The 15,386-nt window shown below is 61.5% G+C and carries 11 protein-coding genes and 1 pseudogene; 9 read left to right on the forward strand and 3 right to left on the reverse strand.

Annotated elements, in window-relative coordinates; all coding sequences use genetic code 11:
- The first annotated feature begins 19 nt into the window (after window positions 1-19).
- The 5 genes from SFY93_RS15030 to SFY93_RS15050 are packed head-to-tail and all read left to right on the forward strand — an operon-like array spanning window position 20 to window position 5,501.
- Window positions 20-850 (forward strand): ABC transporter ATP-binding protein, encoded by an 831-nt coding sequence (locus tag SFY93_RS15030; RefSeq protein WP_414716921.1) that lies wholly within the window; start codon window positions 20-22, stop codon window positions 848-850.
- Between the two features lie 11 nt (window positions 851-861).
- Entirely contained in the window at window positions 862-2,274 is a 1,413-nt protein-coding gene (locus SFY93_RS15035; protein WP_320447774.1) for a hypothetical protein, read from the forward strand.
- Window positions 2,275-2,276: 2 nt separating this feature from the next.
- A complete protein-coding gene (locus tag SFY93_RS15040) occupies window positions 2,277-3,428 on the forward strand; it encodes a Gfo/Idh/MocA family protein (protein ID WP_320443674.1) in 1,152 nt (383 codons plus the stop codon).
- Window positions 3,429-3,436: 8 nt separating this feature from the next.
- Window positions 3,437-4,636, forward strand: a complete 1,200-nt coding sequence (locus SFY93_RS15045) for a dihydrodipicolinate synthase family protein (protein ID WP_320443675.1) — start codon at window positions 3,437-3,439, stop codon at window positions 4,634-4,636.
- Between the two features lies 1 nt (window position 4,637).
- Window positions 4,638-5,501, forward strand: coding sequence for a sugar phosphate isomerase/epimerase family protein (locus SFY93_RS15050; RefSeq protein ID WP_320443676.1), 864 nt, complete (start codon window positions 4,638-4,640; stop codon window positions 5,499-5,501).
- Between the two features lie 88 nt (window positions 5,502-5,589).
- Here SFY93_RS15050 and SFY93_RS15055 read toward each other — a convergent pair.
- Window positions 5,590-5,875: pseudogene (locus SFY93_RS15055) on the reverse strand (GIY-YIG nuclease family protein).
- A 784-nt stretch (window positions 5,876-6,659) separates the two neighbouring features.
- On the opposite strand from SFY93_RS15055, the gene SFY93_RS15060 reads away from it, so the two are divergent.
- From SFY93_RS15060 to cnbZ, 4 genes are all read left to right on the forward strand, one after another.
- The gene (locus SFY93_RS15060) at window positions 6,660-7,367 is read left to right on the forward strand and encodes a TetR/AcrR family transcriptional regulator (RefSeq protein ID WP_320443677.1); all 708 of its coding nucleotides are present in this window, start codon (window positions 6,660-6,662) and stop codon (window positions 7,365-7,367) included.
- Between the two features lies 1 nt (window position 7,368).
- Window positions 7,369-8,565 (forward strand): efflux RND transporter periplasmic adaptor subunit, encoded by a 1,197-nt coding sequence (locus SFY93_RS15065; RefSeq protein WP_093761903.1) that lies wholly within the window; start codon window positions 7,369-7,371, stop codon window positions 8,563-8,565.
- 116 nt (window positions 8,566-8,681) lie between these two features.
- Window positions 8,682-11,771, forward strand: a complete 3,090-nt coding sequence (locus SFY93_RS15070; RefSeq protein ID WP_320443678.1) for a MexW/MexI family multidrug efflux RND transporter permease subunit — start codon at window positions 8,682-8,684, stop codon at window positions 11,769-11,771.
- Window positions 11,772-11,898: 127 nt separating this feature from the next.
- The gene (gene cnbZ, locus SFY93_RS15075) at window positions 11,899-12,642 is read left to right on the forward strand and encodes a 2-amino-5-chloromuconate deaminase CnbZ (RefSeq protein WP_320443679.1); all 744 of its coding nucleotides are present in this window, start codon (window positions 11,899-11,901) and stop codon (window positions 12,640-12,642) included.
- Between the two features lie 3 nt (window positions 12,643-12,645).
- On the opposite strand, the gene SFY93_RS15080 is transcribed toward cnbZ, so the two are convergent.
- Window positions 12,646-14,109, reverse strand: a complete 1,464-nt coding sequence (locus tag SFY93_RS15080) for a UdgX family uracil-DNA binding protein (protein WP_320443680.1) — start codon at window positions 14,107-14,109, stop codon at window positions 12,646-12,648.
- Window positions 14,110-14,130: 21 nt separating this feature from the next.
- Window positions 14,131-15,372 (reverse strand): putative DNA modification/repair radical SAM protein, encoded by a 1,242-nt coding sequence (locus tag SFY93_RS15085; protein ID WP_320443681.1) that lies wholly within the window; start codon window positions 15,370-15,372, stop codon window positions 14,131-14,133.
- Window positions 15,373-15,386: the final 14 nt, after the last annotated feature.

Raw genomic sequence — 15,386 nt, forward strand, 5'->3', positions numbered from 1 at the left:
GACTGCAGCGATGAGGACCATGAGCGTCGATCAACCGAGTGCGCATCTTCGCGTCGTATCCGAGCAGTCCGCACCATCGAAGGCGTCGGGGATCAATCTCTCCGGCGTCTCCAAAACCTATGGGACCGGCGACGGTCAGGTGCAGTCGCTGCGTCCCCTGGACTTCCACATCAATGACGGCGAGTTCTTCGTCGTGGTTGGCCCATCCGGCTGCGGCAAGTCCACGCTGCTCAAATTGATCTCGGGCCTTCTTGCGCCGACATCCGGAGAAATCCACGTCGACGGCAACAAGGTCACCGAACCCCATGGTGATGTCGGCATCGTATTCCAGAATGCGCTGCTGCTGCCGTGGCGGAACATCATCAACAACGTGTTGATGCCCATCGACATGAAGAACCTGCCGCGCGCGCAGTATATGGACCGCGCCAAGCAGCTGCTGAAAATGGTCGGCCTCGAAGGTTTCGAGAAGAAGCTGCCGTGGCAGCTGTCCGGCGGCATGCAGCAACGCGCCTCGATCTGCCGCGCGCTGGTGCATGATCCCAAGATCATGATGATGGACGAGCCGTTCGGCGCGCTCGACGCCATGACGCGCGAGAAGATGAATGTCGAGCTGTCGCGCATCCAGCGCACCACCGGCAAGACGATTCTCCTCATCACCCATTCGATCCCGGAAGCGGTGTTCCTTGCCGACAAGGTGCTGGTCATGACCGAGCGCCCCGGCGGTATCGCCGCAATCTATGACGTGCCGCTCGGCCGCGAGCGCACGCTCGATGCGATGTCGAACCCGATCTTCACCGACCTGGTCGCGCGCATCCGCAAGCACTTCATGACCAACAGCACGCTGGACTAAGGCCCATGTCCATGTCGACACGGATCGCCTTGCGAGACATTACGCTGTTCGAGCGTCACGTGGCATTCGTGCGGCCGTTTCGCTTTGGTGCCGTGACGGTCAATGCCGCGCCGCAGGCTTTCGTGCGGGTCGAGCTTGAGGTCGAAGGCAAGGGCGTGTTCGTCGGCGCCTCAGCCGAACTGATGGTGCCGAAGTGGTTCGACAAGCGGCCGCATCTGGCCATTGACGACACCGTGAACGAGCTGCGGCTGTCGCTGGTCATCGCCAAAGAACTCTACCGCGCGCAATCGGGTTTCATTTCGGCCTTTGGTCTGCATGCGGCCTGCATCGGCGACCAGATGAAGGCCTGCGCCGAACTCGACATTCCACCGCTGGCTGCAAGCTTCGGTCCGGCGGAAATCGACAAGGCTGTGCTCGACGCACTGCTGCGTGGCTTGGGCACGGATTTCTTCACGGGCATGAAGGCCAACGTCGCCGGTCTTACCGCGCGTCTGGCGCCCGATCTCGGCGCCGACGACATCGCGACGTTCCTCGCCAGCCGTCACCGGCTTGAGCGCGTCGCGCTGCGCCACACCGTCGGCCTCGATGATGTGATCGAAGGCGAGGGCGGTGTCGCCGACCCCCGTGAGAATAGCGGCGCACGATACTTCAAGCTCAAGATGAACGGCGATCCCGCGGCAGACGCCGCTCGTTTGACCCGGATCGGAAACGCGCTGACGATGCTGCCTTACGATTATCAGGTGACGCTCGACGCCAATGAGCAATATGCCGATCTCAACGCGCTCGGCGCGCTGGTCGATCGTCTCGACAATGACAGCGCACTGGCGCCGATTGCCTCCAGGCTACTTTACATCGAACAGCCGATGCCGCGCGACATCACGCGCGAGTCGGCGCTCGGCAATTTGTCGTCGCGCAATTTCATCATCGACGAAGCCGACGACAGCTGGGACGCCTTCCCGGCCGCCAAGGCGCTGGGCTATCGCGGCATCTCCTCGAAATCCTGCAAGGGCTTCTACAAGTCGATTGCGAATGCGACTCGCGCTGCGGCGTGGAGCGCGCAGGGCGTCGATCACTTCATCACCGGCGAGGATCTCACCTGCCAGGCCGGCCTTGGTGTGCAGCAGGATCTGGCGCTTGGCGCGCTGATCGGCGTCACCCATGCCGAACGCAACGGCCATCACTACGTCGATGGTTTCGGCACTGCACCAGTGGAGGAGGCCGAGGCCTTCCTGACGGCGCATCCCGATCTCTACCGCCGCGACGGCGATACCATCCGTCTGTCGATTCACGACGGCGATCTCCTCACGGGATCGCTGACCTCTGCCGGATTTGCATCCGGCGCACATCCGGACTGGTCGGCGTTGGCGCCACTCCAGCTCGCTTCATCCGATCATTCTCAAACTAAAGTTCTCCAGGAGTCCTGACTATGGCTGTCCACCGCCTCGGCATCATCATGAACGGCATCACCGGCCGTATGGGTCTCAACCAGCATCTCGTGCGCTCGATCGTCGCGATCCGTGCGCAGGGCGGCGTGACCCTGAACAACGGCGACCGCATGATGCCGGATCCGATCCTGGTCGGCCGCAATGCCGAGAAGATCGAAGGCCTCGCCAAGAAATATGGCATCGAGCGCTGGACCACTGATCTCGACAAGGCTTTCGCCGACAAGAACGACAGCATCTTCTTCGACGCGGCGACCACGCAGGCACGCCCGGGTCTGCTCAACCGCGCCATCGAGGCCGGCAAGCATATCTATTGCGAGAAGCCCATCGCGACCAATCTCGAAGCCGCGCTCGACGTCATCAAGAAGGCCAACGCAAAGGGTCTCAAGCACGGCACCGTGCAGGACAAGCTTTTCCTGCCCGGTTTGAAGAAGCTGGCGATGCTGCGCGACAGCGGTTTCTTCGGCAAGATGCTCTCGGTGCGCGGCGAGTTCGGCTACTGGGTGTTCGAAGGCGACTGGCAGGAAGCCCAGCGCCCGTCCTGGAACTACCGCGCCGAGGACGGCGGCGGCATGATCCTCGACATGGTCTGCCACTGGCGCTACGTGCTCGACAATCTGTTCGGCGAAGTCGAAAGCCTGACCTGCCTCGGCACTACCGACATCCCGGCGCGCTGGGATGAGCAGGGCAAGAGGTACACGGCCACTGCCGACGACTCGGCCTATGCCACCTTCAAGCTGAAGGGCGGCGTCATCGCCCACATGAACATGTCCTGGGCGACGCGCGTCTATCGCGATGATCTCGTGACCTTCCAGGTCGACGGGACCCACGGTTCGGCCGTGGCCGGTCTCACCGAGTGCATGATCCAGGCCCGTCAGGCGACGCCGCGCCCGATCTGGAATCCCGACGAGAAGCGTACCCACGACTTCTATGCCGACTGGCAGAAGGTTCCAGACAACGCCGTCTATGACAACGGCTTCAAGGAACAGTGGGAAATGTTCATCCGTCACGTCTGCGAGGATGCGCCCTACAAGTACACGCTGCTCGAAGGCGCCAAGGGCGTGCAGCTCGTCGAATGCGCGCTGGAAAGCTGGAAGGAGCGTCGCTGGATCGACGTTCCCACGCTCAAGGTCTGAGGTCCGCCATGAACAAGCCAGTCATGCCCACGTCCACCGGCTCAACGCTGTCGCTGAAACTGCCGAAGGCCGATCGTTCGATCGAGACCTATCGTCTCGCAGCGTCGCGCACGTTTCCGGCCAAGCTGGAAGGCACGCTGAACCGCATCGCTTTCTCGGCGGCACATATCGTTGCCGACCCGCTGGCGGAATGCGATCCGTGGCTCAATCAGACCATCGATTGGGACCGCACCATCGCATTTCGTGAACACGTCTGGGATCTCGGTCTCGGCGTCGCAGAAGCGATGGACACCGCGCAGCGCGGCATGGGTATGGACTGGCCGACCTCGCTCGAACTCATCACGCGCTCCGTCGCGGCGGCGAAGCCGCGTGGTGCGCTGGTGTTCTCCGGCGCCGGTACTGATCACCTTGCGGTGGAAGATGCCAAGTCGATCGACGACGTGATCAAGGCTTATGAACAGCAGTTCGAAGCGATCGAGAAGGTCGGCGGCCGCATCATCCTGATGGCGTCGCGTGCGCTGGCAAAGCTCGGCAAGAGCGCCGAGGATTACGGTCGCGTCTATGACCGTATCCTGTCGCAGTCGGCGCAGCCGGTGATCATCCACTGGCTCGGCGACATGTTCGATCCGGCGCTGGCCAATTACTGGGGTACGCCGAGCCTCGACACCGCGATGGACATTGCCGTCGACGTCATCAACCGTAACGCCGCCAAGGTCGATGGCGTCAAGGTGTCGCTGCTCGATGCACAGCGCGAGATCGATATGCGTCGCCGTCTCAGGCCCGAAGTGAAGATGTATACCGGCGATGATTTCAACTATGCAGAATTGATCGCCGGAGACGATAAGGGCTTCTCCCATGCGCTGCTCGGTATCTTCGATGCCATCGCGCCGGCGGCGTCCTATGCGCTGTCGCGTCTCGCCGCGGGCGACGAGGCCGGCTTCCACGACGTGCTCGGCCCGACAGTGCCGCTGTCGCGTCATATCTTCAAGGCGCCGACCCGGTTCTACAAGACGGGCATCGTGTTCATGGCCTATCTCAATGGCCATCAGGATCACTTCACCATGATCGGCGGGCAGGAGAGCACGCGCTCGACGCAGCATCTTGCTGAACTGTTCCGTCTCGCCGACAAGGCTGGCCTGCTGGCCAATCCCGAACTGGCGACGCAGCGTATGAAGGCGATCATGGCAACGCGCGGGATCGAAGCCTGAGATGCGGGACTTCTCGAATGACCATCGCTGGCTGTCGCTGAACACGGCGACGGTCCGCAAGCAGGGCGACTTTGTCGCCATTGCAGAAGCCTGTGCCCGGCACAAGATCCGCGGCGTCAGCCCGTGGCGTGACCAGGTCGCTCATGTCGGCCTCGACAAGGCCGTGAAGGCGCTGCGTGACCACGACCTCGAACTGTCCGGCTATTGCCGCGGCGGCATGTTCGTCTCGGACGAAGCCCATCGCCAGCAGCAGCGCGACGACAACAAGCGCTGCGTCGATGAAGCGGTGGCATTGGGCTCACCGTGCATCGTGCTGGTCGTCGGCGGCCTGCCGCAATATTCGCGGCCGGGCTCTGCGCTGTCGAAGAACATCATCAATGCGCGTGCGCAGGTCGATGATGGCATCGCCGAGATGATGGAATATGCGAGGCAGGCGAAGATGCCGCTGGCCATCGAGCCGCTGCATCCGGCCTATGCGGCCGACCGTGCCTGCGTGAACACCACGGAACAGGCGCTCGATATCTGCGACCGTCTCGATCCCAACCGCACCGGCATGCTCGGCGTCGCCCTCGACGTCTATCACATCTGGTGGGACCCCGAACTGCATGCCCAGATCGCGCGGGCAGGGCAGGATCGTCTGCTCGCATTTCACGTCTGCGACTGGCTGGTCCCGACCAAGGACATCCTCAACGACCGCGGCATGATGGGCGACGGCGTCATCGATATCAAATCCGCCCGCGCGGCTGTCGAGGCGCAGGGCTTCGCCGGGTACTCCGAGATCGAAATCTTCTCGGAGAACTGGTGGAGCAAGTCGATGGACGAGGTGCTGACGACCTGTATCGAGCGGCACAAGACGGTGGTGTGAAGCACGGTGCAGTGTCGAAACGCGCGAACCTCTTAATTGTCATTCCGGGACGCGCTCTTGCGCGGGCCCGGAATCCATAAACTCCATGTCAGCCGGAAAGCACCGGATACAAATCCATCCAGTTTGGATTTTGCTCTTCGATCAATCGGATCTTCCAGTCGCGGCGCCATTTCTTGAGTTCTTTTTCGGGCAATGGCTGACAGGACGTCATCGTAGACCTCAAACCAGACGAGGCTTGTCGACGTCATGACGTCGCGTGAAGCCGTCAACAACCTTGCTGCGATGCTCGTGTCCGCGCCGTATAAGATTGTTCGTCACGCCGATATACAACGTGCCGTATTTCGGCTGACCAGCAGATAGACGTAATACGTCATCGTGATCGCCGGGGTGTGCCAGTGTTGGACTCGCTGAAGAAAATGTAGTTCGCTGAGGGCTTAGTGTAATGCGTTTTTGAGCTCACTGGCTGTCATTCCGGGATGCGCCCGGTCGGCGTAGGCGGCTGGGGCAGGCCCGGAATCCATACGCGCGATCGTGGTTATGATTCCGGGCTCGCGCAAGAGCGCGCCCTGGAATGACAATTGAGAGGGTAGAGCTTAAATATTTTTTCCTGCCTCTCTTGATAATATACCTACAAGGATTATCCTCCGATTGTCCGGTTCGCGAGGCGCGCTTCTAGAGGCGTCTTGAGGTGGAGCTGGGATTGCGGCGCCTGCGGGCATGAGCGAGACGTTCCCTCGCGCACTCGGGAGGCCCTGGGTAGCCGTCCGGGCCCACTACGGGGCTCTGCCGGAAACGGCTGGACTGGGACGGGCAAAAGCGGGGAAACCTGCCGGCGCCACGTCCCAGGAAGCACGGCCCCGGGAACAGAAATCGCCCATAGCAGTCGCAGACTGCGTAAACTTGTCTGCGGTGTGGCGCGCCGTAAGGCGTTGCGCGGTTGCAGCTTACCGGCGTTCCGGTGGAGCGGATCGCGATAAAACCACCCTTTGCGCCTCACACGCGCTGCCACCCCTCATCTTGAGGGAACCGCATAGCTCGAGCGCATTGGCGTCGCGAGAATGCAACACTGTGGCGGGCCGATACCACCTGCAGTCATTCTCCTGACGCGGCGCACCATTTTGTTGACAGAAACCTGGGTGAGTGCTTACTCACGACGCTATGAGCACACTTCGAATGACCCATGACCTCAGGCGCGAGCTGATCCTCAGCGCGGCGAAGCGATGCTTTGCGCGCAATGGATTTGCCGGCACCACGACCAAGAGCGTGGCGGCCGCGGCGTCGATTTCGGAAGGCCTGCTGTTCAAGCATTTCCCGACCAAGTCGGCCCTCTATGCCGAGATCCTGGCGGAGGAATGCGAAGCCGATCCCGGACTAAACAAGCTACTCGGTCTGCCGCCGTCGACCGAGACGCTGGTGATTCTGATTCGCGGCATGGTCGGGCACTTCCTCGACATTCCGCGCGATCCCGATCCCGATCATGAAGAGGCACAGCGCCTGCGGCTAATGGTCATCAGCCAATTGCAGGACGGCGAATTCGCCCGGCTGCTGTTTGACAAGATCGGCGAACTGATCGGCCCGACCTTTACGGCGTCACTGGAGCATGCTGTCCAGACGAGCGATGCGGTCCGGATCGGAAAAGAGCCGATGGGTCTTTTCTGGTTCGCGCACCACACCGCGATGATGGCGGCGTTATCGCGCCTTCCCTCGGTTCCCTGTTTGCCTTATGCCAGCACCGCCGATAATGAGCGGCAACTTTGCGAATTTATTCTCCGCGGAATCGGACTGAAAGACACGGCGATCGCGACATATATCGATCGCGAGCTTCCGCCGGACCTGATGCCAGCGACTACGACAGAAAGCGCATGACATGACACTCACGACCGAACCCAACAGCACTACGGCGCCGCGTGCGACTGTCGAGAAGCCCCGTCCGCGTCCGCGGATGGTGCGTTGGTTTATCATCGTCGGCATCCTGCTGGCGATCCTGGTGGGCGGCTTGGTGGGCTTCAACGCGTTCCGCGCCCACATGATCAAGCAGTTTTTCGCCACCATGAAGCCGCCGCCGACTGTGGTGAGCGTTGCGGATGCCAAGTCCGAAGTGGTGCCCAACCTGATCAGCGCCGTCGGCGATCTCGCCGCCGTGCATCAGGTCAACGTCACCTCCGACGTCAACGGCCGCATTACCGACATCCAGTTCACCGCGGGCGCGACCGTCAAGGCCGGCCAGCCGCTGGTGCAACTGTTCGACGGACCGGACCAGGGCGACCTCGCCAACTTCAAGGCGGCTGCCACCGTGGCGCGCATCAATCTCGACCGCGCCAAGCAGCTCGCCGAGCGTCAGGTTGGTCCGCAGGCCACCGTCGACACCACGCAGGCGGCGTATGATCAGGCGCAGGCCAATATCGCCAAGACCGAAGCGGTGATTTCGCAGAAGCAGGTGCGTGCGCCGTTCGACGGCGTGCTCGGCACGCGTCGGGTCGAAGTCGGCCAGTACCTGACGGCCGGCACGCAGATCGTGTCGCTCACCGACCTGTCCGCCGTCTATAACAACTTCACGGTCACGGAAAAAGACTCCGGCAAGCTGCAGGTCGGTCAGGCTGTGCGCATTTCGGTGGACGCTTATCCGGGCCGCAAGTTCGAGGGCAAGATCACCACGATCGAGCCGCAGATCAGCGCGGATACGCGCAATATTCGTGTTCAGGCGACGCTGCAGAATCCGGAAGGCATCCTGAAGCCGGGCATGTTCGCGACTACCACCGTCGTGCTGCCGGACAAACCGGCTGTGATCACCGTGCCGGAAACAGCGGTCGACTACACGCTCTATGGTGACTCGGTTTACCTGATCACCGAGAAGAAGACCGACGATGGCAAGGCCGAGCTCTCGGCGGTGCGCACCTTCGTGCGTACTGGCGACCGCATCGATGGCCGTGCGGTGATCACGCAAGGCCTGAAAGCCGGCGATCGCGTCGTGGCGGTCGGACAGCTCAAGTTGCAGTCCGGCGCGCTGGTGTCGATCTCGACCGATCCATTGCCGCAGATTCCGGCGAAGCCGCCGCTGAACTGAAACCCGATGGACGGGCCGCGAAATGCGGTCCGTCCCGGTTCATCTGAATGAATTTTCTCGCATCGTCGCGCGGCCTGTAATGGCCGGCAGATGGTGCCGATGACGGAGCGACCGCAATGGTCTTCACGGATATCTTCATCAAGCGCCCGGTGCTGGCGCTGGTCGTCAGCCTTCTGATCCTGCTGATCGGTTTCAAGGCTGCAACCAGCCTGCCGATCCGTCAGTATCCGAAACTGTCGAATACCGTGATCACCGTCACCACGGTGTATCCCGGCGCGTCGCCGGACCTGATGCAGGGCTTTATCACCACGCCGATCGAGCAGGCCGTCGCGGCTGCTGAAGGCATCGACTACATGACGTCGGCATCGACGCAGGGCCAGAGCCTGATCTCGGTCTATATCAAGCTCAACGTCGATCCCAATGCCGCGCTCACCGAAGTGCTGTCGAAGGTCAATTCGGTCAAATATCTGATCCCGCGCGAAGCGAATGACCCCGTCATTCTGAAGTCCACGGGGTCGACGACGGCGGTGATGTATCTCGGCTTCTCCAGTGAGGAACTGTCCGGCTCGGCGATCTCCGACTACCTGACGCGCGCGGTGCAGCCGATCCTGTCGACGGTGGACGGCGTGGCGTCGGCCGAAATCCTCGGCGGTCAGACCTTCGCCATGCGCCTGTGGCTCGATCCGCTGCGCATGCAGGGCCGCGGTGTATCTCCGGACGATGTAGCTGCGGCGATCCGCGCCAACAACTTCCAGGCGGCAGCCGGTCAGACCAAGGGCTATTACATCGTCTCCAATGTGACGGCGAATACCGACCTGCAGAACGTCGAGCAATTCAAGCGCATGACGGTGAAAGCCAAGGACGGTGGCTTTGTCCGTATGGAGGATATCGCCACCATCGAGCTTGCCGCGCAGAGTACGGACGCGAGCGTGGCGTTTAGTGGCGAGCGCGCGATCTTTATCGGCGTGCAGGCGACACCGCTCGGCAATCCGCTCAACATCGTCAAGGGCGTGCGCGCGCTGTTCCCCGAACTCGAGCGTAACCTGCCGCCATCGCTGAAGATGAAGGTCGCCTACGACTCCACCAAGTTCATCACGTCGTCGATCGAGGAAGTTCAGAACACGCTGATCGAAGCCGTCGGCATCGTGATCGTGGTGATCTTCCTGTTCCTGGCTTCGTTCCGCTCGGTCATCATTCCGGTGGTGACGATTCCGCTGTCGCTGGTCGGCGTCTGCAGCCTCATGCTCGTCATGGGCTTCAGCATCAATCTGCTGACCCTGCTGGCGATGGTGCTCGCCATCGGCCTCGTGGTCGACGACGCCATCGTGGTAGTGGAGAACATCCACCGCCATCTCGAGGAGGGCAAATCGCCGGTGCAGGCGTCGCTCGAAGGCGCGCGCGAGATCGTTGGTCCGGTCATCTCCATGACCATCACGCTGGCGGCGGTGTATGCGCCGATCGGCTTCATCGGCGGTTTGACCGGTGCGCTGTTCCGCGAATTCGCCTTCACGCTGGCGGGCTCGGTGATCGTGTCCGGCGTTATCGCGCTGACGTTGTCGCCGATGATGTGCTCGGTGCTGTTGAAGCAGGAAGAGCCGGGCTGGTTCGCCAAGAAGGTGGACAAGGTGTTCGGCGCCACCACGCGCTGGTATGGCCGGCAGCTCGATCGCTCGCTGGACTATCGCCCCATCACGGCCATGTTCGCCGTTGTGATCCTCGGTCTCGTCGGCTTCATGTACATGAACACATCGAAGGAGCTGGCGCCCGAGGAAGATCAGGGCATTCTGTTTGCGGTGACCAAGGCACCGAAATACGCCAATATCGACTACGCGGATTTCTACGGCGATCGCATGGACGAGGCGTTCAAGAAGTTCCCGGAAACCGATCTGCGCTTCATCATCAACGGCACCAACGGTCCGAGCAACGGCATCGCCGGCATGCTGCTGAAGCCGTGGGACGAGCGCAAGCGGTCGTCCACGCAGCTGAAGCCGCTGGTGCAGGCTGAACTCAGCAAGATCGAGGGTGTCAACGCCTTCGCATTCAACCTTCCGGCGCTGCCGGGCGGTCCCGGCGGTCTGCCGATCCAGATGGTGATCAGCTCGACCAACGGTTTCCAGTCGGTCTATGAGGAGATGGTCAAGTTGAAGGACACCGCGCGCAAGAGCGGCCTGTTCATCGTCAGCGACAGCGATCTCGATTTCAATCAGCCAGTGGTGCGCGTCTCCATCGATCGCTCCAAGGCCAACGACCTCGGCATTACGATGTCGAGCATCGGCAATACGCTGGCGACGCTGCTCGGCGGCAACTACACCAACCGCTTCAACCTCGAGGGACGCTCCTATCAGGTGATCCCGCAGGTGCCGCGCGGCATGCGGCTCTCGCAGGATTCTCTGGCGAACTACTATGTGCCGACGATCACGGGTCAGCAGGTGCCGTTATCGACGCTGGTGAAGGTCGAAACGGGCACCAACCCGAACGCGCTGTCGCATTACAACCAGCTGAATTCGGCGACCTTCCAGGCGGTGCCGATGCCCGGCGTGACGGTGGGGCAGGCGGTCGACTTCCTTGAGGGCGCCGCCAAGCAACTGCCGTCGGGTTTCAACCACGATTATCTCGCGGATTCCCGGCAGTATGTGCAGGAGGGCAATCAGCTGGCAGTGGCGTTCGGCTTCGCGCTGATCATCATCTTCCTGGTGCTGGCAGCGCAGTTCGAAAGTCTGCGCGATCCGCTCGTGATCATGATTACTGTGCCGATGGCGATCCTGGGCGCGTTGATCCCGCTGTTCTTCGGCATGGCGACGATCAACATCTACACCCAGGTCGGCTTGCTGACGCTGGTCGGTCTGATCTCGAAGCACGGCATCCTGATGGTGGAGTTCGCCAACGAACTGCAGCTCAAGGAAGGTCTCGATCGTCGTTCGGCTATCGAGATGGCCGCCCGCGTGCGTCTGCGTCCGATCCTGATGACGACGGCCGCGATGGTCACCGGCCTGTTGCCGTTGCTCACCGCGGCGGGTGCTGGTGCAGCGAGCCGCTTCTCGATCGGCCTCGTCGTCGTCTCCGGCATGATGATCGGCACGCTGTTCACGCTGTTCGTGCTGCCCGCGGTTTACGTGGCCATCGCCACCGATCACCGCGCCGGCAAAGAGACGGAGCGTGCCAAGCAGATCGAGGAATTCGATCTGGAGCAGACGCGGACGGCCTGATCGGCACTGACGCGGCCTTGCGAAGCTGAGCTTGCGGGGCCACATGGTTTGAGGTTGGATGGCGGATCGCTTCATGCGATCCGCCATTATCTTTTGGCGGCCCGCATGGCCCCACAGGACCCACCCCATGACGCGCGATTTTCCGGCCGGCAATTATCGCTATATTCCAGCAGTGTTTCAGTATTCCAGCGGCGTTGCCGCCAATGCGGATTTCGAGATTGAGCGCGTGCGTTTCGACACGTGGCTGCCATTGGCCGATGGGTTTGCGCGTATTGCCGATTACATTCTCGCGGCCGATCGCCCGCTGACGTCGTTCTGCGCCTGCGAGTTGCGCTCGCCTGCAGTGGTCGACGAAGCTGGCTTCCGGACATTCAACGAGCACTATGTCAAGATGCTTGCTGAATGGGGCATCTTCGACGGCACGAATAATCCCGTCGCGCGCAGCAATGTGTGCCTCGAGATCGATCCGCCGAGTGAACCGTCGTTTTACGCGTTCTCGTTCACGCGGCTGTCGCTCGGTGCCAAGCCGACTTTCGTGATTGCGGGTGGTGCTGAAGCGCGCGGCGGTCCTGGAACATATCCCGAGCGCATCACGCGCTATCGCGAGACCTCGCCGGATGCATTCCGGGAGAAAACGCGGATGACCATGAGCAATATGGAAGAACGTCTTGGCGCCTTCGGCTTCTCCTGGCAGGACACCACCGCGACGCAGATCTACACGGTACAGGATTTCCATCCCGTGGTGGCCGATGAGCTGGTCAAGCGCGGTGCGTCGCGGCAGGGCATGACCTGGCATTTTGCGCGGCCGCCGGTGGTCGATCTCGAATTCGAGATGGATACGCGGCGTGTGATGCGGGAATTTGTGATTTGACCGTCAGGCAGCGCGCGCTGATTTGCTGAGATGCGCGGCGACGATGCGCAGGTCGTCGACGAAATGCGCATATTCGCGTGCCTTGGCATCCTCGTCGGGCAGTCGTAGCAGATAGGATGGATGCACGGTCACGAGAACCTGTGTGCCGTCGTCAGCCTGGATAATCTGGCCACGGGTCTTGCCGATCGGCGTGATCTTGCCGAGCACGCTTTGCGCGGCTGTCGCGCCCATCGCGACGACGAGCTCGGGTTTCACGGACGCTTTTTCGCGCTCATACCAGGGACGGCACGCCTTGATTTCCGGCGTTGCCGGCTTCTGGTGCAGACGGAATTTTCCGCGCGGCACGAATTTGAAATGCTTTACGGCATTGGTGACATAGACTTTGTCTCTGACAATGCCGGCTTCCTTCAGCGCCTTGACGAGCATCTGTCCGGCTGGTCCGACGAATGGCTTGCCGGCAAGGTCTTCCTTGTCGCCGGGCTGTTCGCCGACCATCATCACCGACGCATGTTGTGGTCCCTCGCCAAATACAGTCTGCGTCGCGTCTTTCCACAAATGGCAGGCACGGCAATCGGCGGCTTCGTCGCGCAATGCGGCAAGACTTTCCTTCTCGCTATGTTCGGCCGTTTTGGTCGCATGCGACTTGACCATGGTCTCCTCCCGACGTTGTGGTTTCTTGGGCGCGCTGGCTTCAGCCGCGATCATGTCACCTGTGATGCGTTCAGCTTGCGCGATCAGCGGCTTGATCAGCGCGGCTTCGGGCAGGTTGCGCCAGTATTTCTTCGGCATCTCGTTCTGCATCGCCTTGGTCTTCAACCGCGCCGGATTGAAGATGTTGGCGTAATAGGTCAGCCATACCTCTTCGAGCCGATCCTTGGTCGGCGCATCGGCTTTGCTGACACCGGGCGTGATGGAAATCGCGTGGCCGTCCCAATGTGCGCAGAGATCCGGCGTCAGGATCGACCACGCCATGTCGGCGAAGCGCCGCGCGAAGAACGGCGCGGCGAGTTCGACGATGTGATGTTCGGGCTCGAACCAAGCGACGAAATGCGACTTCGGCTCGCGGCCGATTTCGCGAAACCGCACGAAAGCATGCATCTTGTGTTCGTCGCGCCGGACGGCCTTGGCCATCGCCTGCAATTTAGCGATGTCGGAATCGATCGCGACGTGGATCAGATCGGGATTGTCGCGCAGCCGCCACAGGAGGCGATAGAGCAGGGCGAAGCGTTCGGGATCGCGATGCAGGATCGCCGTTTCGGCGAGTTCGACGAATTTGGCCGGAACGTTGAACGTGCCTTTTGCGGCGTCGGATAGCGACGTTGCTGGCGAGGCGGAGAACAATTCAGGCTCGGCGCCTGCAACCGTCCATGTCACGTCAGTGGGAGCAATGTCGTTGAGCGCCAGTTTGCGTGCCGCCTTGCGCCAGCCTTCAAAGTCGGTGTCGCTCTCCAGCACGATACTGTGCATCGGGTCTCCTGAAATGAAAGTCTAAAATCCAAATCCCAATTGGGTTGCCTTCGGTTTGAACCGCTCCACCAGCCTCGCGCTGTCCAGCAAATTCACGGTGGGGCGGTGATCCGGAAGAACGATGAAAGGCAGTGCCTTGTTCCGCGGAATATGCAGCCGGGCGAGGTCGCCGACGCGGATCGACGAGATGCGGCGGGTTTCGATGATCCGCTGCACGGCCTTGGCTCCAAAGCCGGGTACGCGCAAAAGGTCTTCGCGGCTGGCGCGGTTGACGTCGAGCGGGAAACGGTCGCGGTGGCGCAGCGCCCAGGCGAGCTTTGGATCCATGTCCAGCGACAGCATGCCGTCATTGTCATCGACGATCTCGTCGGCGTCGAAGCCGTAGAAGCGCATCAACCAGTCAGCCTGATACAGCCGATGCTCGCGGATCAGCGGCGGGGCGCGCAGCGGCAGTGCGCGGCTGGCATCGGGGATCGGGCTGAAGGCGGAGTAATAGACGCGCTTCAGATTGTAGGACCCGTACAGATTAGCCGAGGTCCGGATGATGGTTGAATCATTGGCGCTGTCGGCGCCGACGATCATCTGCGTGCTCTGGCCGGCCGGCGCAAAACGCGGCCCGACTTTGCCGCGCGGCGTCGGCTTGCGTCCTTCGCGGGCTTCATCGAGTTTCAACCGCAATCGACCCATGGTGCGACGAATGGCACGGACGTCTTTCTCCGGCGCCAGCTTTGCCAGGCTGTCTTCCTCGGGCACCTCGATATTGATGGAGAGGCGGTCGGCATATTTGCCGGCCTCGGTGATCAGCGCGTCGTCGGCTTCCGGAATGGTCTTGAGATGGATATAGCCGCGGAAATGATGCTCCTCGCGCAGTTTCCGCGCGACGGCGACAACCTGTTCCATCGTGTAATCGGCGCTGCGGATGATGCCCGAGGAAAGAAACAGTCCCTCGATGTAATTGCGCCGGTAGAAATCCAGCGTCAGTTGCACCACTTCGTCGACGGTGAAGCGGGCGCGCGTCACATTGCTGGAGGCCCGGTTGACGCAATAAAGACAATCGTAATTGCAGGCATTGGTGAGCAGGATCTTCAGCAGCGAGATGCAACGGCCGTCCGGCGCATAGGAATGACAGATCCCCATGCCTGCGTCGGTCGAGCCGATGCCTTTGCCGTCGCGGGAGTCCCGTTTCTCGGTACCGCTGGACGCACAGGACGCGTCGTATTTCGCGGCATCCGCCAGGATCTCCAGCTTGCGCTTCACGTCCATGTTCAAAAATCCCT

Origin of the sequence: Tardiphaga sp. 42S5, assembly GCF_034044155.1 — a bacterium.
In the GTDB taxonomy this organism is placed as follows: Bacteria; Pseudomonadota; Alphaproteobacteria; order Rhizobiales; family Xanthobacteraceae; genus Tardiphaga; species Tardiphaga robiniae.